Source organism: Methanosarcina vacuolata Z-761, from assembly GCF_000969905.1.
Taxonomy (GTDB): Archaea; Halobacteriota; Methanosarcinia; order Methanosarcinales; family Methanosarcinaceae; genus Methanosarcina; species Methanosarcina vacuolata.
Genome location: NZ_CP009520.1, coordinates 3077857 through 3099453, shown reverse-complemented (window position 1 = coordinate 3099453; position 21597 = coordinate 3077857). Strand labels below are relative to the sequence as shown.

The window sequence follows — 21597 nt, the reverse complement described above, 5'->3', positions numbered from 1 at the left end:
CATCTATATTTGTATATCAGGTAAACTCGGCAAATAAGTAGGCTGCTTAGATATTATATAATTGTACAAGTAAAATTTTTTCTATTTTTAGTTACTTGTTGATCTTTTTTTAAATTAAAAAAGTTTGGGTATATTAGCCCTGATGTCATGGCAATTTAATTATTTAGCATAATATTTGATAGCTTCTGATCAACATATAGCGATTCAGAGTCAACATGTGACCAATAACTAAATTCTCAAGACACTAATTTTATAATTAGAGAAATTCTGGATTATTATACCAGGCACTTGCAAGATATATAAGAAATAAGTATCTTGCAAGCTCACATTCTTTCCTGATTGTTGCACTCCTATTTTTGTCACTTACTTTTTGTCACTTACTTTTTGTCGCTTACTTTTTGTCGCTTACTTTTTGTCGCTTACTTTTTGTCGCTTACTTTTTGTCACTTACTTTTTGTCACTTACTTTTTGTCGCTTACTTTTTGTCGATTATGGATGAAGGAAAGAGACCACGGCCATTATTCCATATGTTCCAAGAAGCTGTAGTCCTTCAAACCAGTTGCTTTTGCCATCTTCTATTATGGATTTGACCATTAAGACGGCAGAGACTATGGCAGCGAGTTCGAAAGTTGTGAAAATCAGATTCATGGGGTTCTCGAAAAAATAACTCGTGAATACCAGGACCGGTACTACAAACATAGCGATTTGAGTTGTCGAGCCGATTGCGATCTGGAGCGCCAGATCCATTCGGTTTTTAATTGCGATTGTGACAGCCGATACATGTTCTGCAGCATTTCCAATAATTGCTATGAAAATCATACCTATAAATAGTTCCGTCCAGCCAAGATTTTCAGCAAGCGGTTCTATGGAGCCGACCAGGATTTCACTTATAACAGCAACCGTAACTGTTGATGCGAAAAGAACCACAATAGATTTTTTGACGCTCCACCTGGCAACATACTCTGCCGTATCAACAGTATATAAGTGCTTGTGGGTGTGAAGCGAGAAAAGCAGGCTCGCAAGATATGACACAGCCATAATGACCGAAACTGCAATGCTCAGGGTCTCGACTATTGTATCAGAAGGATTTTCGGAAGTAAGGACGAAAACAGCCGGCATGACAATAGCTGTAGTTGCAAGAAAGAGAGTGGAGGCACTTGTCTTTGCGGCTGTCGTGTTGAACTCCTGCTCATCTTTTCCGAGACCTCCGAATAAAAACGCCATACCCAGAATCAAAAGCAGATTTCCAATGATGGAGCCCGTAATCGATGCTTTTACCATTTCAGTAAGTCCTGCTTGCAGGGCAAAAAAACTTATGATTAATTCTGTTGCGTTCCCGAAGGTAGCGTTTAATAACCCGCCCAGTGCTGGGCCGGTACGTGCCGAAATTTCCTCTGTCGATTCACCGATAAATTTCGCAAGGGGTATGATTGCAAGCGAAGCTAAAACAAAAATTGCTATGGGCGAAGAGTGTGTATACTCTGCGAGCAGGCTCAGCGGCACAAAGATAAGAAATAATTTGAAAATGTTTTCCAGGATTTTTGTTTTTTCCATATTAATGAATCTCCTCTGCCACCTGGCAAAGAGTTACCATAAGGCGACTTAGAATACCAGCCCTTTTCATCTCATGTATTAATAACAAGGCTGAAAGATATTTTTATCCCTCAAGCCAGATAGGGAGGAAAACTCAAGAATCAAACGAAAAAAAAGGTAGGAATAATAAAGTATCAGAAGCGTGAGCTGACGCTTTAATTTGAAATTATTATCCGAAGCTTCCGTTTGAAATCAAAAATATTAAAGTCAAATGGGAGAGTTTTTTCTCCATTTTAAAGCCTTAAAGTTGGATTTCAGAAAGACTGGATCTCAGAAAGACTGGATCTCAGAAAGACTGGATTTTAGGGAAGAATCTCATAATGTCTCCCTTTTCTCGGCAGGCTTGAAAGTAACAAGTCTGGGATTTTCCTCAACATCGGCTTTTCCACTGTTTCTGACTACAGGTAGTGCTTTTTTTGTACCGGCAGATTGCCTGGGTTCTGCTTTTGCAGCATGCCTGAGGAGCTTGAATTCTTTCAAAAGCATTCCCAGAACTACCAGCATCATGATATACTCCGTAGCCGGAGATGCAGCCCACACTCCATCCAGGCCGAAGAAGATCGGCAGGATAAAGAGCAGAGGAAAGAGAACAACAAAAATCTTTCCAAGGTAGATGAAGAGTGCTGCTCTTACCCGGTTTATTGACTGGAAATAGATAGCAGTGAGAAGCACGGTACCTTCAACGAGCAAAGAGAATATGAAAATCTTCATTCCTCGCAGGGTAACTTCCAGAAGTTCGGAGTCTCCCTGGCTGAAGATCTGCACCATTTTTTCGGGAAAAAGGTAGATTAATACAAATCCGAAAACTCCTGTCAAGACACATGAAAGAATTGTCAGTTTCAGGGTTTTTGAAACTCTTTCATAATAGCCAGCTCCATAATTGAAACCTATAATCGGCTGCACTCCCAGGGCTATTCCCTCAAAAAGCATAGAGAATATTGAAAGGACATATCCTATAATGCCGTAAGCTGAGACCGCAAGCTCGGAACCGTACCTGAGCAGCATGTAATTGTGCGCAAAGAGTATGAGAGCCAGTGAAAACTGCATGACGAAAGAGGGAAGACCAGCTCTAAGAATCTGGAACTGGGTTCTAAGTTTGAATTTCATGGCTTTAAGTTGGAGTTTCAATTTTGCCTCCCTGCCAAAGAGATAATTCATGAACAGTAATGCCGGGAGAGCAAAGGAAATGATTGTGGCAAAGGCGGCACCCACCATTCCCATGCCCATATGCATGATAAAAAGGTAATCGAGCACGAGATTTACAATTACCCCTGCAATCATGATGTTCATACAGAGCCGGGGTTTCCCGTCGTTCCTGACCAGCGGTTCAAGGGCAACCGAAAGGATCATAAAAACTGAACCAGCGAAGATAATCCTCAGGTAATCGCGAGCAAAAGCTAGAGCATTCCCGCTGGCTCCAAGGATGTTGATTGAAGTTTCACAGAAAATCAGCCCGGCTACAGTAAAAACTGCTCCTGCAAGAATACACAGGGAAAAAGCATTGTGTACTATATCCAGGGCTCGGCTGAGTTTCTCCTTTCCAAGTTGGAGGGCCGCAAGACTTGATGCACCGATCCCGATAATTACTCCCACCGCGATTATAACCATATAAGCGGGATAGGCAAGGGTAATTGCTGCAAGCCCCTGGCTTCCAATAGCATTTCCTATAAAAAGGCCATCAATTATTCCCTGGATTCCGGCAATGACGACTCCAACGACGGTCGGGAATGCAAATTTCAAGAATAGATTCACTATGTCCCCGGATTTCATTTCTTCGTCACTTACCATTCCAGCCCCTCCTTATGCTGTAAAGCCATCTTTCAGAGGTCTGGTTTTGAGATCCCGAGACTGTTTTTACCGTTGTCAGGTAGAAGAACCTGTTCAAAGTAAGGTAGGTTGTATTGTGTTTCTGTAGAGATTGGTGTTTTTTTAAAGTTTTACCTATTGAGGGATCGAGACAATAAGAGTCGTTCCTCTCAAATAGTTTACATGAGGTCATAACTCATCCTGGACGAAGCTTCTGAAAATACGCAGATTCAAGTATAGCTGCCCTGTTGCAGAATTAATTAGTCTGTCTATGCCGAACTGGTAACTGCGTATAATCTGTGGGTTAATTTGTGCGCATCCCTGCAGCACTCATTCGTTTTACGAAGCTTCACCGTTTAAAGAGTAAAAGAGGATTCAAACGAACCAAGAATCCTGTGCAATCATGCAACAAAGCAAGTAAAACCAGATTCAGATAGTTATCTGGTTACAGCGAATTTTATATAATAAAAAATATTTATAATTATATATAGATTTGCACTCGTTTTTATTTTAACAGGTTCTTTAATTTGAGGTCTTATAAGTGTTTAAGTGGATAAACTAGCTCTGTTTTAAGCAAAAATATTTATTAATATGTCTAAAGTTAAAAGCGTGAATAAAATGGTTCAGCTCGAACTAAAAACTCTAAAAAAACATTAGATTTACTCAAGGGCTATCAAATCTGCAAATAAGCAGAAATAAGTCTGAAATGAACAGCTGCAGATCCAAAATAAGATCAGATTTACGATAACAATAAGGTAACTATTCAGGTGCCCCAAATCAATCTACTGATGTTGATTCAGAGTTGTCACATACGTGAAATTGCTAACCCATGCAAGACTGAAAAACGCAATCAATAACCAACAATTTAAAAAAATGAACCTTCCAAAAAAGTGCTCATTAAATATTAAACAAGGTGGCTATTGATGTTGTTTTATATAGGCTGAATAGTTACACAATAAGATCAGATTTACGATAACAATAAGATCAGATTTACGATAACAATAAGATCAGATTTACGATAACAATAAGATCAGATTTACGATAACAATAAGATCAGATTTACGATGACAGTAAGTTTAAAGTTTTCAGGTTTACAATAAGTTTTCTCACAATAAAAGTCAAGGGCTTACCCATCCATTTTTATGCAAGAAGTACCTTTACGTCTTAAACTGAACTTTATTCCTTTACTTACCTTTACTCACCTTTACTTACCTTTACTTACCTTTACTTACCTTTACTTACCTTTACTTACCTTTACTTACCTTTACTTACCTTTACTTATCTTTACTCATCTATCTGCATTCTGCTAAGCTTTTCATGTAAACCGTTTGTATAGCTTTCTCTTCATAGTTACAAAACCTTCCAGCCGGAAAGAACAAACTGATCAAAAATGTCTACTGAAAATTATCCTACTGAAAATTATACATGTACCCCCCCTGAAGTCCTGGCTCCCGTAGGTGACGAAGAAGCCCTTCTTGCTGCAATTCGAGGAGGAGCTGATGCAGTCTATCTCGGGGTTGGCGAATTCAATGCCCGTCAGGGTGCAAAGAATTTCACTATTGAGAACCTTGACGAGGCCGTGAAACTGGCGCACTCACACGGAGTTCTTGTTTACCTTGCCCTCAATATCCCGATCAAGCAAAAAGAGTTGCAGCACGCGCTTGAGATTACAGACTGTGCATATGCAGCCGGAGTCGATGCAGTTATCCTTCAGGACCTGGGGCTTCTCAGGCTTTTAAATGAAATCTATCCGGACTTTGAGCTTCATGCAAGTACCCAGATGACTATCCATAATAAAGGAGGAGTCGATTTTGCAGCAGGGCTGGGAGCAAAAAGAGTTATAGTCTCAAGGGAACTTACTGCGGCTGAGGTAAAGGACATCGTGGACCACTCAAATGCAGAAATTGAGGTTTTCGTCCATGGAGCACTTTGCTACTCCTATTCGGGCAAATGTCTTTTCAGCAGTTTCCTGCATGGCAGGAGCGCAAACAGGGGGGCCTGTGCCCAGCCCTGCCGACGCCGGTACAGATTCGTTGTAAACGGCAGGGAAGTTGACGAAAGACATCTCAGTGGCAGTTATCCCATCAGCTGCGCCGAACTCTCCACACTAACAGGGCTTGAGGAAATCATAAAAACCGGAGTTGTAAGCCTTAAAATAGAAGGGCGGATGAAAAAGCCTGAGTACGTTACTGCAAGTGCTGCTGCCTATAAGGCTGCAGTCGAAGGAATCTGTGGTCCAGGAGAGAATCCGACAAAAGAGGAACTTGAAGCAAGAGAATCCGAACTTGCAAAACTCTTTTACAGAGGCTTTACAAGAGGTTTCATACTCGGAGAAAAAGGCGTATCTCATCCTAAATACAGTTCAAACTATGGAGCGTTCCTTGGAAAAGTCCTTGATATTTCCCGTTCAAAAGGGAATACGAAACTCACAGTTCGGCTGAATCAGGACATCCAGGTAAAAGACGGTATAAGTATTTTCACGCGAGAGCGGATGCTCGGCTCGGCAGTTACAGGCCTACTCACAATCTCAGGCGAGCATATAATAAGTGCTCAAAAAGGTGAGAAAGTAGGGCTTGAAATCAGCTCGAAGACAGGAAGAGCAGTCCAGAGAGGTGATGAACTCTACCTTACAACAGATACACGGCTCCTCGACACCCTTCAAAAAACAAAACTAAAAACGCTTCCTGTAAGCCTGAAAGTAAGAGCCAGGAAAGGAGAGCGATTTACGGTTGTGATTAGAGAAGAAAGTGAAAATCCCAGAGAGACCAGTGAGACCACAGAGAAGGTTCCATTTGTGGAATTCACGGATGATTATGTCGTCCAGGAAGCTGAGAAAGCCCCAACTACAGCCGAGAAGATACGAAAAGCAATGGAAAGTCTTGGGGACACTTCTTTTGAGGCAGTCTCTGTTGAGATTGATGCTGATGAAAATATTTTCATTCCGGTCGGCGTGCTGAAGAATGCAAGGAGAAAGGCAGCAGACCTCCTGCTGGAAAAAATCCTCAGTGTAGATAAGAGAGAGCAAAAGCACCCGAAGCTTGAGGATTTCAGTCACCTGTGTAGCTCTCAAAGCCGCTGCAGTGAAGCGAGTTATCAATATGAGCAGTCTCCAGCCGTTAATGAGGCCCTCAACAAAACCCTCAGTGAAACCCGGGGCAGAAATTCAGCTTCAAAGAGGCTCCTTCTTAGTGTTGAAGTAAATGAAAGTCACTCTCTCTTCGAGGCCGCGTTCGCCGGTGCAGACGTTATCTATGTTCCGGTTTCGAAGTTTGAAGAGCTTTCCGCAACTGAAAATGCGGAAAAGCTTGAAGATTTGAAAGCTGAAAGGGTCGAAATTGTTTTCCGGGTTCCTCTTATAAATCATGATTATGAACTGGATAAACTCAAACCCTTGCTGGGAAAAGTTAAAGAGGCAGGTTTCGGGATAGCCTGTTCTGATTTCGGGACCTTACAGCTTGCAAAAGAGCTTTCCATACCCTTTACCGCAGGGAAAGAGTTCAATATTTTCAATGCTTTTACTGCCAGCACTCTTTACCAGGCAGGAGCATACAGATCGACCCTTTCAAGCGAACTGAACCTGAGCGAGATCAAAAATCTCTGTGAGGCCCTTCAAACTTGCGAGGGCTCAGGACAGACTGAAATTTTTGTTTACGGCAGAGAGCTTATGCTCATTACGGAAAATGACCTTTTAAAGCCCCTTGTTGACAGAAGAATTGTAAGAAAGGACAGCAAAGTGCTTCTTGTTGACCAGGAAAGTTCCGAATTTCCGGTAGAGCGCCTGGGGACCCGGACCCTGATTTATAACTCAAAAGTGCTTGATATGCTGAAGTACGTCAAAAACCTGAAAGATTACGGTGTGGATGTGCTTCGGCTTGATCTTTCATTTAATACACAGGCTGAGATAAAAGAGATTATAGCGGCATACAAAGAAGCTCTTGCAGGAAAAGAAACCAGGCTGAAACCTGCAAGAGGAGTTGAATATACTACAGGGCACTATTTTAAGGGAGTTTAAGGTCAAATTCCTTTTAATGAAAAACGCTACTTCCTTTAGGTGAAGAATAGGGCAGAAAATAGTTTTGTTCAGTTTCCTTTAGGTGCAGAATAGGGCAGAAAAATAGTTTTAGTTCAGGTTTCTTTAGGTGCAGAATAGGGCAGAAAAATAGTTTTAGTTCAGGTTTCTTTAGGTGCAGAATAGGGCAGAAAAATAGTTTTAGTTCAGGTATTTTTGTTTGATATGATATTCAAATATGAAAGACTTGAAACTGATCAGAAAGAGTATTCTTCAACAAAAATGCAATCAAAAAATGTATTAAGAAAAACAGGTTATCTGCCGAAAGTGAATTGCAAGAAATCTGGTTGCTCTATTTACAAAAACCCGTTACAAAAACCCAAAAATTCTTTGTGTGATTATTAAAAAATTAAAAGTTGCCTCAAAGCCGGCAACTGCTTAAACCCTGAAAAGTATCCAGGGGCAAAATCTGTAAATATACTTTACAGTTCTATTTTTAATATGATTTAAAAAGTTATCTTTGCTTACAATTATTTAGTCATTACTACTAATCCAACAATCTTCTGTCCAGAGTACCAGACTTTAACCTGGAAGACATCAGGATTAGCAAATGCATTTTGTACAGAGGTTTCAATATTGCTGGATGGTTTGGATAAGTACCTCCAGTCATTATCTACATTGAGCCAAAGGGCTCTTGTATTGGTTGAAGGATAGGCCTGCAGTTCAAGCCAGTAAGCGGTTGCTATGCCATTTTTCACGGCTGTTGTGGATACTTTATCCACTGAGGCTGGAGCTGTTGACTGCTGGACGCTTGAGCCCATAGATACTCCTTTATCAGAAGATGCAGCACTCAAGACTGATGGGACCATTGCCAGGATTAAACACATCAATAAACCTGCTATTATAAGCCGATTTTTAAACATCTATTACACCTCAAACTATTTTTTTATACTGTTGAATTTTTCACACTCTATGTGTGAATTTTATTTTATTCTCGAGAATCTTTATGTATCAAATTAAAAGATTCTTAAAATAAACCCCGAGAAATATGTAAAGTATCTTCAATACTTACTAACTGATATATTTATAGACCTTGTATATGATACTTTTGACAGTATTTCCAAATTTGTGCAATCAAGTGCCAGAATCAGGTACAAAAGAGCTTATATAACTCGATGTGTTTAGTGAATTTAATTACTCTGCTACTGTTTTTATAATTCAGACGCTAAATCCTAAACTTGACATACATTTTAGACAAATAAACACCTTGCAAAAAGATTTGTTCAAAAAACTGGATTATCAGAAACTGTTTTACTGCATGTAAAACCAAATAAAAATACATTAATAGGTCTGAAGTGTCCTTAAACGAAATTCAAACAGCAAAGCATACTGCGATCAGTAAACTAAAGTCTTAAATAGGTTACGCAGTGCAAAAAAGACTAAATCCTGGGTTCTTCGAACCTGTTCTATCAGGGTACCAGTAAAGGCCTATCCAGATTATCCCGCCTTTTCTTAAATGCCTGTAAATTACTCCAAAAACCACATAAATAAATACTTTTAAATACCAAAACAGGTGCAGTTAAATATATATTGAATAAAAAATAAAATATAGACGCTCATGCAAAAAAGGATTATCTATGGAATTGATATTGCCCGGGGCTCTCCCAGGGCAAGAGAACTTCCCAGGTATGCACTTGCTATCCTTAAGGACGGGGAAGTTTTCCACCAAAGTATGCTCCGTCGCCAGAAAATCTTTAATATGATCCAGAGGGAAAAGCCGGAGATAATAGCTGTTGACAATATTTTTGAGCTTGCAGCCGACCGAAGCGAGCTCCTATCTCTTATGGAAAAGCTGCCTGAGGGCGTTAAACTTGTCCAGGTCACAGGTGGGCTTCACCCTGAACCACTTGTAAGGCTTGCACGGAAATATGGTTTTTCTTTTGATCCCGAAAACCCGAATGACGAAGCCGAAGCATGTGCACGTCTTGCAGATCTGGGGGTTGGGCATGAAGTTTCCCTTTTTGAAGATATTACAAAAATTAAAGTTAGTAGAGCCCGTTCCCTTGGAAGGGGGGGCTGGAGCCAGAACCGATACCGCAGGAAGGTACATGGAGCTGTGCTGCAAAGGAGCAGGGAGATTGAGAATGCCCTGAAAGACCTTTCTCGGGAAAAAGGTATCAGATTCGAAACCGTAAACGTAAAAGGTTTCGGAGGCTATGTCAGGTCTGAATTCACAGTTTATGCAAAACGTGGAGAGATACCGATACATCCAATGGCAAGTAACGATTCTCAGGTAAGCGTAAGAAGTGTTGAACGCGATAAAATCCGATATGTTCCCCTTAAACCGAAGAATCCGAGACGTAAGTTTACAATAGTGGGAATCGATCCTGGAACAACCGTGGGAATAGCGATTCTCTCTCTTGACGGAGAGCTTCTTTACTTGAAAAGCTCCAGGGGGATTGCTCCTGATGAAGTTGTCAAACTTATTGCCGAATACGGAAAACCTGCAGTTGTTGCCAGCGATGTAACTCCAATGCCGAGTTCAGTTGAGAAAATCCGAAGAAGCTTCAACGCAGTACCTGCAAGTCCTGGAATTGAGGTTTCTGCCGAGGAAAAAATAGCGCTTGGAAGGACTTTTGGTTACTCGAATGACCACGAAAGGGATGCACTGACTGCTGCTCTTCTCACCTACAGGAGTTATAAGAACATATTTTCCAGGATTGAAAAGAAAGCTCCGCAAAATGCAGATCTTGAGCTGATAAAGTTTTATGTGATCAGTGGAGCTTCGATAGAGGCGGCAATTGAAAAAGCCCGGGCATCAGGTGAGCCTGAAAAACCAAAGCCCAGAGAACATGCCGAAAAGCCGGAGGACAGGGCAGTTGACGAATCTCTCCTGAAAATGAGAGAGACTGTCCAGCGGCAGAGCGAGCAGATTCAGAACCTTCAGGAATATCTTGAGGAACTAAAGAAAGAACTGATTTCAAAAGACCGGAAAATCTCAAAGCTCGAGTCAAGACTGAACAGCTTCAAAAAGGAAGCTTATAGCGAAATTCGGAAATCAAAAGAAATCAATATCAGGGACGAAACTATTGAAAGCCTGAAGAAAGAGGTTAGCCATAGAAACAAAACCGTAAAGGAGCTGCGGCGCAGAAGCAACAAGCTGCGTAAAATCCAGAAGATGGAGGTCCGTGGTGAAGGTACGGCTGTCAAAGTTATTGCTGCCTTTACGAAGGAGTCCATTGCCGAAACAAAGGAAAAATACGGGCTTAAGACAGGTGATGTAGTTTTCCTTGAAAACCCAAGCGGAGGCGGAACTGCAACCGCTCAGATTCTTGTAGAAGCCGGAATCCGAGCCGTACTCATCCCTGAGGATATCTCGCACGCAGCCGAGGAAACCTTCTTCAAAGGCGATGTTCCGGTTTTAAAGAATATCCCGCTTGAGAGGGCTGAAGACTTTGCAATGGCCGAACCAGAAACCCTTAAAGCCGCAATTGCAGACTGGGAAAAAGAAGCCGATGCAAGGCGTCACAAAGCCAAAGAGGACGAACTGCAAAGCCTCTTTGACGAATATAGGAGTGAAAGGCGCAGGGGCCTGGTATAAGAAGGCACTTTTTAAATTCCATTGCCTCTCCATATTCCTCATTTGTAAGGACTTTCCCCGCTAGAGAGGCTGAACTCCGGTGACGATTTGAGCGACATATCGGGCAGCGATTCGGGAAGCACCTCTTTTTTAAGCAATAAAACCTATCTGGATCAACATGCAAGACCCCATAAAACCTGCTAAAGACTCTGATAAAAAAACTGTTAATACCTCAATTAAAGAACATTTCCAGCTCAAGGAAACCATAGTTACTATTGCAGCCGATAACCAGGCCCATATCGAAGCCGCAAAAGAAGCGATACGCATCCACAGGGCAGCCCTTGAGACTTACATTCTTTCCGATCCTTATTTTCAGCTTACTCTCGAACCCTACGAATGCCCTGAAAATGCCCCTGAGGTTGTAAGAAGGATGGTAAAAGCAGGAAACACTATGGGTATAGGGCCAATGAGTGCGGTTGCAGGTACGATTTCGGCTCTTGCTGTGGAAGCAATGGTTAAAGCAGGAGCAAAGTATGCTATTGTCGATAACGGCGGAGATATTGCACTCATCAATGACAGGCCTGTTGTGGTTGGGATCTATGCAGGACAGTCCCCTATTAAAAACCTGGGGCTGGTGTTCGAAACCAGAGACTCGATTACAGGCGTATGCACCTCAGCAGGAACAGTTGGCCCTTCAATCAGCTTCGGGATGGCAGATGCGGCTGCAGTGTTTTCAGATGACGTTTCCCTGGCAGATGCGGCTGCAACGGCTCTTGGAAATGAGGTAGGTATAGGAAAGGAATCTGTAGAGTCTTCTTTCAAAGCCGTAAAGGGAATTTCAGGAATAAAAGGAGCACTTGTAATCCAGGGAGAATATATTGGCATGTGGGGACAGGTGCCAGGGATTACGAGGGCAGATGTCAGGTATGAGTATATAACTAAAGCGTGATTCTCCGATGCTCCCCTTAACATGATTATATGGTGCTCAGCCACTAAATCTTTAGTTTGGCGGTAGTTTACCCAGAACTCATCCTCAAATCTGATTTTCTACTTTGTCTTATTGCTCTTACTCATAACTACAAAAAGATAGGAACATTGAGGTTCAGAAATCCCAGTTACATCCGAGTTCCATTTTTTAAAAATGTTTAAATTTAGAAATTTGGATTTGACTTTGATTAATCTTTGATTAGTACTTTATTTTTGGAGAGGGTGACTATCGGGAAAACCGAGACATTATTAAGAATCGGGGCAAAAGTCTCAAGTTACCCGTAAATAAGAGAAATAAATTGAATTCTTGGCCTTACTTTTAAAAAGTTGAAAATTCTCGTACATATATTTTTCCGGCAAAATTGGAAAAAATTTGGTTGAAATTCGTCACGAAAGAAACAATTTTAACTTATATGTACAAAAATTATAAAAGAATAGGCACTTTCACCATAAACTATTTATAGAATAGCTGGAATTAGAGGGTTGCACTGGTGTGATAGGTGCTCCCTGAGGCAGCGGGGCAGCAGGGTAGCATGAAATAATATCCAGGTGCAAAAAAGTAAAGTGAAGAAAAAAGCAACTGGGCCCGTAGCTCAGTCAGGCAGAGCGACTGGCTTTTAACCAGTCGGCCTAGGGTTCAAATCCCTACGGGCCCGCCATGTTCTTAATTATACCCGGCGGAAAGGCCATCCACGGGAGAAATGATCTGACAAATTTTTTGAATACTTTATTTTTGGAGGAAAGGATTTGACAAAATTCAGCCTGCTCGACCATGAGTCGGTCCCTAAACATGAAATCATGCCTGAAGGCGAGTTAAAGTCTGTTTTAAGCAAGTATTCCATTGAAAAGGAGCAACTTCCGAAAATCAAAGTGCACGACCCTGTTTGTAAGGAAATAGGAGCTGTTGTTGGAGACGTAGTGAAAATCACAAGAAAAAGTCAAACTGCAGGGGAGGCAGATTACTACAGACTTGTGATCGAATAAGCGGAGGGGAGTAAACCGCTTGTATGATCAAATTTTCTTTACGGAATGCCTTTTTGAATTCCATGCACCATCGTATGGCAAAACTCAACAGTTGCACATCGATCCAAGGATCAGAATCTCTTGATTTTCATTTTAATAAAGCAAAGAGGGTGCTATCATCGCGTTAGAAACAAGTATACTGTCGCAGGCTTATTTTACACGGGACAAGATAGTGCAGCACCATATAGACTCGTTTAACAAGTTTATAGATTACGGGCTGCAAAAAATCATAGATGAACAGAGAACAATAGAAACCGATATCGAGGATACCTACCTCAAACTTGGAAAAATCCGGGTAGAACATCCTGTGGTAAAGGAAGCCGACGGGGCAATCGAAAAACTCTATCCCAACGAGGCAAGGCTCAGGAACCTTTCATACTCAGGTCCTCTCTACCTCGAAATGAGCGTGGTAAAAGAAGGAGTTGAGTCTGAAGTAATGGAAGCAAAAATAGGGCAGCTTCCTATCATGGTCAAATCCAAGATATGTAACCTTCCAGGGCTTAGCGAAACCGAAAAAGTACGGTATGGAGAAGACCCGCTTGACCCTGGGGGATATTTCATTATCGGTGGTACCGAAAGGGTGGTTATGACCCTTGAAGACCTCGCCCCTAACAAAATTCTTGTAGAGTATGGCGAGAGATACGGCGATATGATAGAGGTCGCAAAGGTCTTCTCACAAAAACGCGGATACAGGGCTCTCGTAATCGTAGAAAGAGGACGAAAGTCCCTGCTTGAGGTTTCTTTCCCTTCTATTTCAGGCAGAGTTTTCTTCATTACGCTGATGAGAGCTCTTGGGATTGTAACTGACGAAGATATTGTAAATGCAGTTTCAAGCGATCCTGAAATTATCAAGTTCATGCTGGAAAACCTTGAAGAAGCCGAAGTCGAGACCCAGGAAGAAGCAATCGAGAAAATCGGGGCCCGGGTCGCTGCAGGTCAGGCCAAGGAATACCAGATAAAAAGAGCAAACTACGTTATTGACAGGTATCTGTTCCCTCATCTTGGAAACGACATGAGAGACAGGATCTCCAAGGCTCACTTCCTTGCAAGAATGGCTGAGTCCTGTTTTGAGCTGGCCCTTGGCAAGCGTTCGGAAGATGATAAAGACCACTATGCAAATAAAAGGCTAAAACTCGCAGGAGACCTGATGGAAGATCTCTTCAGGGTATCCTTCAACAGGCTTGCAAGAGATATAAAATACCAGCTCGAGCGCGCAAATATGAGAAACAGGGAGTTGAACGTCGCAACAATAGTCAGGGCCGATGTGTTGACTGATCGCCTGCAGCACCCTCTGGCAACCGGAAACTGGGTTGGAGGACGAACAGGTGTGTCTCAGCTCCTTGATAGAAACGACTATATCTCCACGCTTTCCCATCTGCGCCGGGTAATTTCGCCCCTTTCACGAGCCCAGCCTCACTTTGAGGCCCGAGACCTGCATGCAACCCAGTGGGGGAGGCTCTGCCCTTCGGAAACTCCTGAAGGCCCGAACTGTGGCCTGGTGAAAAACTTTGCCGAGATGGTTGAACTTTCAACAGGTATCGAAAATATCGACGGGATAAAAAAAATCCTTCATGACCTGAATGTCGAGCGCGTGGTTGTAAAGGTACCTGAAATCCCGGCCAAAATAAAAGAAACCATACTTGATGAGTTCGGAGAAGAGGTTGTTGAAGAATATGAAGAGCCTTCGGAAAGCGAAAGCAAATTCAAAGATGATGAGTTTTACGATTATTCAGATATGGACGATGCCGGATCAATGTTCGGTGATTGAGGGGTCGATGCCAGATGACTAAAGCAAAAGTATTCATAAACGGGGAGCTTGTCGGGACCCACGATAACCCTGCGGAACTTGTGGACGAGCTTAGAAAGATGAGGCGGCAGGGGTTCATATCTAGGCAGGTCAATGTCGCTCTTAACAACAATACAAGAGAAGTAATTATAAACTCCGACATGGGCAGAGCAAGAAGACCCCTTTTGGTTGTGGAGAACGGGGCTCTCAAGGTAACTCCAGAGCACGTAGAGAAAATTAAGAACAAAGAAATCAACTTTGATGACCTGGTAAAAGAAGGCTGCATAGAGTATCTCGATGCCGAAGAAGAGGAAAATGCCTACATAGGACTCTATGAGGCTGACCTTACTCCAAAGCACACTCACATGGAGATTGATCCTGAACTTATTCTTGGAATCTCTACGGGAATGGTGCCTTATCCTGAACATAATGCATCTCCGCGTAACACCATGGGTGCAGCCATGATCAAACAGTGTATCGGGGTTGCAACCGCAAACCAGAAGCTCAGACCTGATACACGGGCTCATGTCCTTCACTACCCTCAGAGAGCAATGACCAGAACCAGAACCTCTGAAGCAATCGGTTTTGATGACAGACCTGCGGGCCAGAACTTTGTGGTCGCAATCCTGTCCTATGAAGGGTATAACATTGAAGACGCCCTGATTTTCAATAAAGGCTCAATTGATAGAGGCCTCGGAAGAAGTCACTTCCTCAGGACTTTTGAAGGAGAAGAACGCAGGTATCCGGGTGGACAGGAAGACAAGTTCGAGATCCCTGACTCCGAATACCGTGGAGCGCGCAGTGCAGAAGCCTATGCGAACCTGGATACAGATGGGCTTGTAAATCCCGAAACTCCGGTAGGCCCCAACGACGTGCTTATCGGAAAGACCAGTCCACCAAGGTTCCTTGAAGAACCATCAGACTTCGGGATTTCAGTAGAGCAGAGGAGAGAAAGCTCGATCACAATGCGGTCAAATGAAACCGGAATTGTTGACACGGTTATCCTGACTGAATCCATTAACGGAACCAGGCTTGCCAAAGTAAAAGTAAGAGATGAAAGGATTCCTGACATTGGGGACAAATTCGCTTCAAGGCACGGGCAAAAAGGAGTTATCGGCCTGAAAGTCCCGATTGCAGATATGCCGTTTACGGAATCCGGCCTGACTCCGGACCTGATGATCAACCCACATGCAATTCCTTCCCGTATGACTGTAGGTCACGTCCTGGAAATGATTGGGGGAAAAGTAGGTTCTATGGAAGGCAGACGGGTTAATGCAACAGCTTTCTCAGGGGAGAACGAAGAAGACCTCAGAGAAGCCCTGAAAAAGCATGGGTTTGCCCATACCGGAAAAGAAATTTTCTACGATGGAGCAACCGGCAAGATGATCCCTGCAGATGTCTTTGTTGGGGTCATTCTCTACCAGAAACTGCACCACATGGTTACTTCGAAGATGCATGCAAGGTCCCGTGGACCTGTACAGGTGCTTACCCGCCAGCCAACCGAAGGCCGAGCCAGAGAAGGTGGTCTCAGATTCGGAGAAATGGAGCGTGATGTGCTGGTAGGGCACGGAGCTGCCATGTCATTAAAAGAAAGGCTGCTTGACGAGTCGGACAAGGTTGTGGAACTTGTCTGCTCTCACTGTGGAATGATTGCAACGTATGATAAGCAGCGAAATGTCGCTTTCTGCTCAACCTGCGGGGCTGACACGGATATATACCCTGTGGAAATGAGCTATGCATTCAAGCTACTGCTGGACGAAATCAAATCCCTGGGAGTTGCGCCCAGGCTTAAACTTGAAGATGCGGTATGAGGTGAGGCGGATATGGCAAATGTACCTCCAATTCCGAAAAGAATTGCTTCTATTAAATTCGGCTTACTGTCTCCAAAAGAGATCCGTAAAATGAGTTCAACTCCGATCATCACAGCCGACACTTACGACGATGACGGATTTCCAATTGACATGGGGCTTATGGACACGAGACTCGGAGTTATTGACCCCGGGCTTCGCTGCAAGACCTGTTCAGGGCGAGCAGGCGAATGTCCTGGACACTTCGGGCACATTGAACTTGTCGCCCCGGTGGTTCACGTTGGTTTCAATAAAGTAATCCGAAAACTTCTCAGGGCAACCTGCAGAAAATGTAGCAGGATTCTGCTTGACTCTGCGCAGAAACAGCATTTTCTGGACCAGCTTATAGGCATTGAGGAAATCGGGCATATGCCTGATGACCTGATTAACGAGGCTTATAAAGAGGCCAGCAAAGTAAAGACCTGCCCCTACTGTAACGAGGAACAGCTGGAAATTAAATTTGAAAAACCCAGCGAGTATCTCGAAAACGGGGAGAAGCTGACCCCTACCGAGATAAGGGACCGTTTTGAGAATATCCCTGACGACGATATTCGGGTTATAGGAATGGACCCGAAGAATGCAAGGCCTGAATGGATGATCCTTACCGTCCTGCCTGTACCTCCTGTTACGGTCCGTCCTTCGATTACCCTTGAATCTGGGCAGCGTAGTGAAGACGACCTGACCCACAAACTCGTAGACATTATCAGAATTAACCAGCGCTTCCAGGAAAACAGGGAAGCTGGCGCTCCTCAGCTTATTATTGAAGACCTCTGGGAACTCCTTCAGTATCACGTTACAACCTTCTTTGACAATTCTGTCTCAGGGATACCTCCTGCAAGGCACAGGTCAGGCAGGCCATTAAAGACTCTCTCTCAGCGTTTAAAGGGTAAGGAAGGGCGTTTTAGAGGAAGTCTGTCAGGTAAACGTGTTAACTTCTCGGCCCGTACGGTAATTTCTCCGGACCCAAACCTGAGTATTAATGAGGTAGGGGTTCCTATGCCCATTGCAAGGATCCTGACAATGCCCTCGGTGGTAACACCAAGGAATATAGAACAGCTCAAGATTTACGTGCGCAATGGGGAGGATATACACCCAGGAGCAAACTATGTACTGCGTCCCGATGGCAGACGTATAAAAGTTACTAATGTAAACAAAGACGACCTTGCCGAAAAGCTGGAGTTCGGATGGACAGTTGAACGTCAGTTAAAGGATGGAGATATTGTACTCTTTAACAGGCAGCCGTCTCTGCACAAGATGAGTATTATGGCTCATTCTGTGAAGGTGCTTCCGAATAAGACCTTCAGGCTGAATCCTGCTGTATGCCCTCCATATAACGCTGACTTTGATGGGGACGAGATGAACATGCACGCCCTTCAGACCGAAGAGTCCAGGGCTGAGGCAAAGATCCTGATGCAGGTTCAGGAAAACATTCTTTCCCCGCGTTTCGGCGGTCCTATTATAGGCGGGATCCATGACCATATTTCAGGGCTTTTCCTGCTGACACGTTTTGAGAATCACATCTCCGCCGATGACGCTTACGATATGCTCCGAAAAAGCGGTATCAAAGAGTTGCCTTCTCCTGCAGGGCACGATTCAGACGGAAAGCCCTACTGGACAGGAAAGCAAATTTTCAGCCAGATCTTGCCTAAAAACCTTAATACACAGTTTGCAGCCCAGGTCTGCTCGCACTGCGATACCTGCAAGAAAGAGGAGTGCCCGAACGATGCCTATGTGGTAATCCGGGACGGGGAGCTCATTAAAGGAACGATAGACGAGGCAGCCATCGGAGCATTCAAAGGAAAAGTTCAGGACCGTATTATCAAGGAAATAGGCCCTGAAGCCGGAGCTCGCTTTATAGATAATATGACCATGCTTGCAGTTAGGGCTATTATGCGGACAGGCCTGAGTTTCGGAATCGCTGATGAAGATATTCCGAAAGAAGCCAGGATCCAGATCAATGAAGTCCTCGGCAAAGCTGAAGATGCTGTGCAGAACCTCATCAAATCTTACCAGAATAAGGAGCTTGAACCTCTTCCTGGAAGAACCCTTGATGAGACAATTGAAATGAGCATCATGCAGAAGCTTGGAAAGGCCAGAGACGAGACAGGTAACATAGCAGACAGCCATATGGGGCTTGAAAATTCGGCAGTTATCATGGCCCGTTCGGGGGCTAGAGGTTCCATCCTGAACCTTACTCAGATGGCAGCCTGTGTTGGCCAGCAGGCCGTGCGTGGTGAACGTATCCGCAGAGGGTATGAAGGTAGGACACTGCCCCATTTCCAGAAGGGGGATCTTGGTTCAGATGCCCACGGGTTCGTAAAGGCAAGCTACAAAAGCGGGCTTAACCCGACTGAATATTTCTTCCATGCAATCGGTGGTAGGGAAGGTCTTGTGGACACCGCAGTCAGGACATCGCAATCAGGGTACCTGCAGAGGAGACTTGTCAATGCGCTCCAGGATCTTGAGGTCCAGTATGACCTTACAGTCAGGGATACCAGAGGTGTGCTCGTGCAGTTTAAATATGGAGAAGATGGGATTAACCCTACAAAAAGCGATTTCAGCAAACCCGATACAATTCACAGGATTGTCCGTTCCATAGCAAACCGGGAGGTGGCCTGATGAGTATCAGTGAAAGTACAATCGATAGTATGATAAAAGATCTGCCTCTCCCTTCAAATATCCTTAATACTCTCAGAGAGGATGTCATCAAAGCCGGAGTAAGTAAGAAGGAAATGGAAGAGATTATAGAAAATGTAATGGAAGAGTATCATACCTCATGCATTGAGCCCTGTGACGCTGCCGGTGTGGTTGCAGCTCAGTCTATAGGGGAACCGGGTACCCAGATGACAATGCGTACCTTCCACTACGCTGGTGTGGCTGAGATTAACGTTACTCTCGGTCTGCCCCGTCTTATAGAAATTGTGGATGCTCGAAAAATTCCGAGTACTCCTATGATGACAATTGCCCTTTCTAAAGATAATCCTGAAGATTATGCTTACGACAGGGAAAAAACAAGAGCTCTTGCCTGGGAAATTGAAGCAACGAAAATCGACCATATTGCTGATGTGACCACTGACCTTTCCCAGATGAAATTGATAATTGACCTGCATGAGAAGGCGATGGAAGGCAGGAATATTACTATAGACCAGGTAAAAGAAAGGTTCAATGAAGAATTGAATGTAATGGTTACCATTTCCCCGGATATAGACAACCAGATTATTATTGCCCCGGGAGAGCCTTCTTACAGGGAGCTTCTCCAGCTTGCAAAAAGTATCCACAATGTCACCCTGAAAGGGATAGAAGGGATCAAGCGTGTGGTAGTCCGTAAGGAAGGGGAAGAATATACACTCTATACTGAAGGTTCGGCCCTGCGTGAAGTGCTTCAGTTCGAAGGTGTGGACAAGACAAGAACAAGTACAAATAATATTAATGAAATTTATGAAGTGCTTGGGATCGAAGCTGCTAGGAATGCGATTATTAAGGAAGCGACAGATACCCTACGTGAACAGGGTCTTACTGTGGACATCCGACATATTATGCTCGTGTCTGATCTTATGACCTGTGACGGGGAAGTAAAACAGATAGGAAGGCATGGAATTTCAGGTGAAAAGGCAAGTGTCTTTGCCCGTGCAGCTTTTGAAGTTACGGTAAATCACCTGCTGGATGCAGGGATGCGCGGTGATGTGGATCAACTCCAGGGGGTCACGGAAAATATTATCGTAGGCCAGCCTATCCGTATGGGTACCGGAGACGTGCATCTTATAACCAGAAGAAGAGATGAAATCGAAGAAGCAGTAGAAGCAGCAGAAGCAGCAGAAGCAGCAGAAGCAGCAGAAGCAGCAGAAGCAGCAGAAGCAGCAGAAGCAGCAGAAGAGTGAAGGTCTCAGGGCAAAAAACCTGAAACTCAACCTATAATTATTTAAATTCGTAGCCTGATAGAAGACCACTTCAGATCAGGTATTCATTACCTTTACAAAACTCGGAAAATCCTGATGCAGAAACTCGAGTCTGTGAGGATCATAACCAGAAAATAAATATAAGGCATCAGGTATTTAGAGTACCATATATTCACCGAGCTTGGAAAATCTTTATTAGGAAAGAGATAGAGTAGACGAGCTCATTTGAGACAGAGTTGATGAAAATGAAGATCAATGTTGACAAATCTCTTATCAAGGCTGTGAAAACAGGAAAAGTAATAGTTGGAGCCAACCGGACCGTGGATGCAGCTGTAGATGGTTCTGCAAAAATGGTGGTCCTGGCATCAAACTGCCCCGAAGAAATTAAAAAGAAAGTTCAGGCAACAAATGTCCCTGTCCTGGAATACGAAGGCACAAGTGTAGAACTCGGGCCCGTATGCGGTAAGCCCTTTACGATTGCAGCCATGGCAATCCTCGAAGTAGGAGAATCCGATATCCTGGCTGCTACAGTTTAACAGAAGGAGTTGGCAACGTCTTGGGTGAAATAAGACTTACTGCAGAAAGCATCCAGTACATTGCGTTATTTGAAAATATGACACGAGCTAAAATCCTCGACTGCATTCCTGAAGAGGAAAGGCTCGTATATGTCGTAAAACAGGGTGATATGGGACTTGCTATAGGCAGAAATGGGGAGAATATAAACCGTGTTAAAAAGGCTCTGGACAAACCAATAGAACTTGTGGAATATTCAGATGAACCTGTCACCTTCCTGAAGAACGCCTTCGGACCTGTTTCCGTGAGTTCGGTAAACATTATAAACAAAAATGGCAAGCGATTAGCTTATGTAGAGGTACCCAATAAAGAGAAGGGGCTTGCCATAGGCCGCAATGGGAAAAATATAGAAAAAGTAAAGATGCTTGCCCGTCGCCATCATAATATAGAAGATGTGATCCTGCAGTAATCTAACTTAATTTACATTGATCCATTAATCCGGCGTTGAAGGACAATCTGGCATCCAGTATGCCTCTAGAAAACTGAGATCAATTTCG

13 protein-coding genes and 1 tRNA gene are annotated in these 21597 nt (G+C 43.6%); 11 read left to right on the top strand and 3 right to left on the bottom strand.

Features of this window, described 5'->3' with window-relative positions:
- Positions 1-489 precede the first annotated feature (489 nt).
- Both cax and MSVAZ_RS12780 read right to left on the bottom strand, forming a co-directional pair.
- Positions 490-1554, bottom strand: coding sequence for a calcium/proton exchanger (gene cax / locus MSVAZ_RS12785; protein WP_048121524.1), 1065 nt, complete (start codon positions 1552-1554; stop codon positions 490-492).
- A 354-nt stretch (positions 1555-1908) separates the two neighbouring features.
- Complete coding sequence (locus tag MSVAZ_RS12780; protein ID WP_048121522.1) at positions 1909-3381, bottom strand: MATE family efflux transporter; 1473 nt, start codon at positions 3379-3381, stop codon at positions 1909-1911.
- 1408 nt (positions 3382-4789) lie between these two features.
- On the opposite strand from MSVAZ_RS12780, the gene MSVAZ_RS12775 reads away from it, so the two are divergent.
- Complete coding sequence (locus tag MSVAZ_RS12775; protein ID WP_048121520.1) at positions 4790-7411, top strand: DUF3656 domain-containing U32 family peptidase; 2622 nt, start codon at positions 4790-4792, stop codon at positions 7409-7411.
- Between the two features lie 527 nt (positions 7412-7938).
- Here MSVAZ_RS12775 and MSVAZ_RS12770 read toward each other — a convergent pair.
- Positions 7939-8295 (bottom strand): hypothetical protein, encoded by a 357-nt coding sequence (locus tag MSVAZ_RS12770; protein ID WP_156151090.1) that lies wholly within the window; start codon positions 8293-8295, stop codon positions 7939-7941.
- 731 nt (positions 8296-9026) lie between these two features.
- Between MSVAZ_RS12770 and MSVAZ_RS12765 the strand changes: the two genes are divergently transcribed.
- From MSVAZ_RS12765 to MSVAZ_RS12720, 10 genes are all read left to right on the top strand, one after another.
- Positions 9027-11009, top strand: coding sequence for a DUF460 domain-containing protein (locus tag MSVAZ_RS12765; protein ID WP_048121515.1), 1983 nt, complete (start codon positions 9027-9029; stop codon positions 11007-11009).
- Between the two features lie 157 nt (positions 11010-11166).
- On the top strand, positions 11167-11937 hold the full coding sequence (locus MSVAZ_RS12760) for a UPF0280 family protein (RefSeq protein WP_048121513.1): 771 nt from the start codon (positions 11167-11169) through the stop codon (positions 11935-11937).
- A gap of 620 nt (positions 11938-12557) precedes the next feature.
- Positions 12558-12634: transfer RNA gene (locus MSVAZ_RS12755), tRNA-Lys, on the top strand.
- A gap of 88 nt (positions 12635-12722) precedes the next feature.
- Positions 12723-12959: a DNA-directed RNA polymerase subunit H gene (locus tag MSVAZ_RS12750; RefSeq protein ID WP_048121512.1), complete on the top strand. Its 237-nt coding sequence runs from the start codon at positions 12723-12725 to the stop codon at positions 12957-12959.
- A 211-nt stretch (positions 12960-13170) separates the two neighbouring features.
- On the top strand, positions 13171-14766 hold the full coding sequence (locus MSVAZ_RS12745; protein WP_048121509.1) for a DNA-directed RNA polymerase subunit B'': 1596 nt from the start codon (positions 13171-13173) through the stop codon (positions 14764-14766).
- 14 nt (positions 14767-14780) lie between these two features.
- Complete coding sequence (gene rpoB / locus MSVAZ_RS12740; protein ID WP_048121507.1) at positions 14781-16595, top strand: DNA-directed RNA polymerase subunit B; 1815 nt, start codon at positions 14781-14783, stop codon at positions 16593-16595.
- Between the two features lie 12 nt (positions 16596-16607).
- Entirely contained in the window at positions 16608-19250 is a 2643-nt protein-coding gene (locus MSVAZ_RS12735) for a DNA-directed RNA polymerase subunit A' (protein ID WP_048121505.1), read from the top strand.
- Positions 19250-20509 carry a DNA-directed RNA polymerase subunit A'' gene (gene rpoA2, locus MSVAZ_RS12730; RefSeq protein ID WP_048121503.1) on the top strand — a complete coding sequence of 420 codons (1260 nt, stop codon included), beginning with the start codon at positions 19250-19252 and terminating at the stop codon, positions 20507-20509. Before MSVAZ_RS12735 ends, rpoA2 begins: the two co-directional genes overlap by 1 nt.
- A gap of 257 nt (positions 20510-20766) precedes the next feature.
- A complete protein-coding gene (locus MSVAZ_RS12725) occupies positions 20767-21063 on the top strand; it encodes a 50S ribosomal protein L30e (RefSeq protein ID WP_082091135.1) in 297 nt (98 codons plus the stop codon).
- Positions 21064-21083: 20 nt separating this feature from the next.
- Positions 21084-21509, top strand: coding sequence for a NusA-like transcription termination signal-binding factor (locus tag MSVAZ_RS12720; RefSeq protein WP_011308589.1), 426 nt, complete (start codon positions 21084-21086; stop codon positions 21507-21509).
- The last annotated feature ends 88 nt before the right edge of the window (positions 21510-21597 follow it).

Coding starts and splice junctions, on each gene's coding strand:
- MSVAZ_RS12780 (WP_048121522.1), bottom strand. CDS start 3,381: ATGGTAAGTGACGAAGAAATGAAATCCGGGGACATAGTGAATCTATTC.
- MSVAZ_RS12765 (WP_048121515.1), top strand. CDS start 9,027: ATGCAAAAAAGGATTATCTATGGAATTGATATTGCCCGGGGCTCTCCC.
- MSVAZ_RS12775 (WP_048121520.1), top strand. CDS start 4,790: ATGTCTACTGAAAATTATCCTACTGAAAATTATACATGTACCCCCCCT.
- MSVAZ_RS12735 (WP_048121505.1), top strand. CDS start 16,608: ATGGCAAATGTACCTCCAATTCCGAAAAGAATTGCTTCTATTAAATTC.
- MSVAZ_RS12760 (WP_048121513.1), top strand. CDS start 11,167: ATGCAAGACCCCATAAAACCTGCTAAAGACTCTGATAAAAAAACTGTT.
- rpoA2 (WP_048121503.1), top strand. CDS start 19,250: ATGAGTATCAGTGAAAGTACAATCGATAGTATGATAAAAGATCTGCCT.
- MSVAZ_RS12725 (WP_082091135.1), top strand. CDS start 20,767: ATGAAAATGAAGATCAATGTTGACAAATCTCTTATCAAGGCTGTGAAA.
- cax (WP_048121524.1), bottom strand. CDS start 1,554: ATGGAAAAAACAAAAATCCTGGAAAACATTTTCAAATTATTTCTTATC.
- MSVAZ_RS12770 (WP_156151090.1), bottom strand. CDS start 8,295: ATGTGTTTAATCCTGGCAATGGTCCCATCAGTCTTGAGTGCTGCATCT.
- rpoB (WP_048121507.1), top strand. CDS start 14,781: ATGACTAAAGCAAAAGTATTCATAAACGGGGAGCTTGTCGGGACCCAC.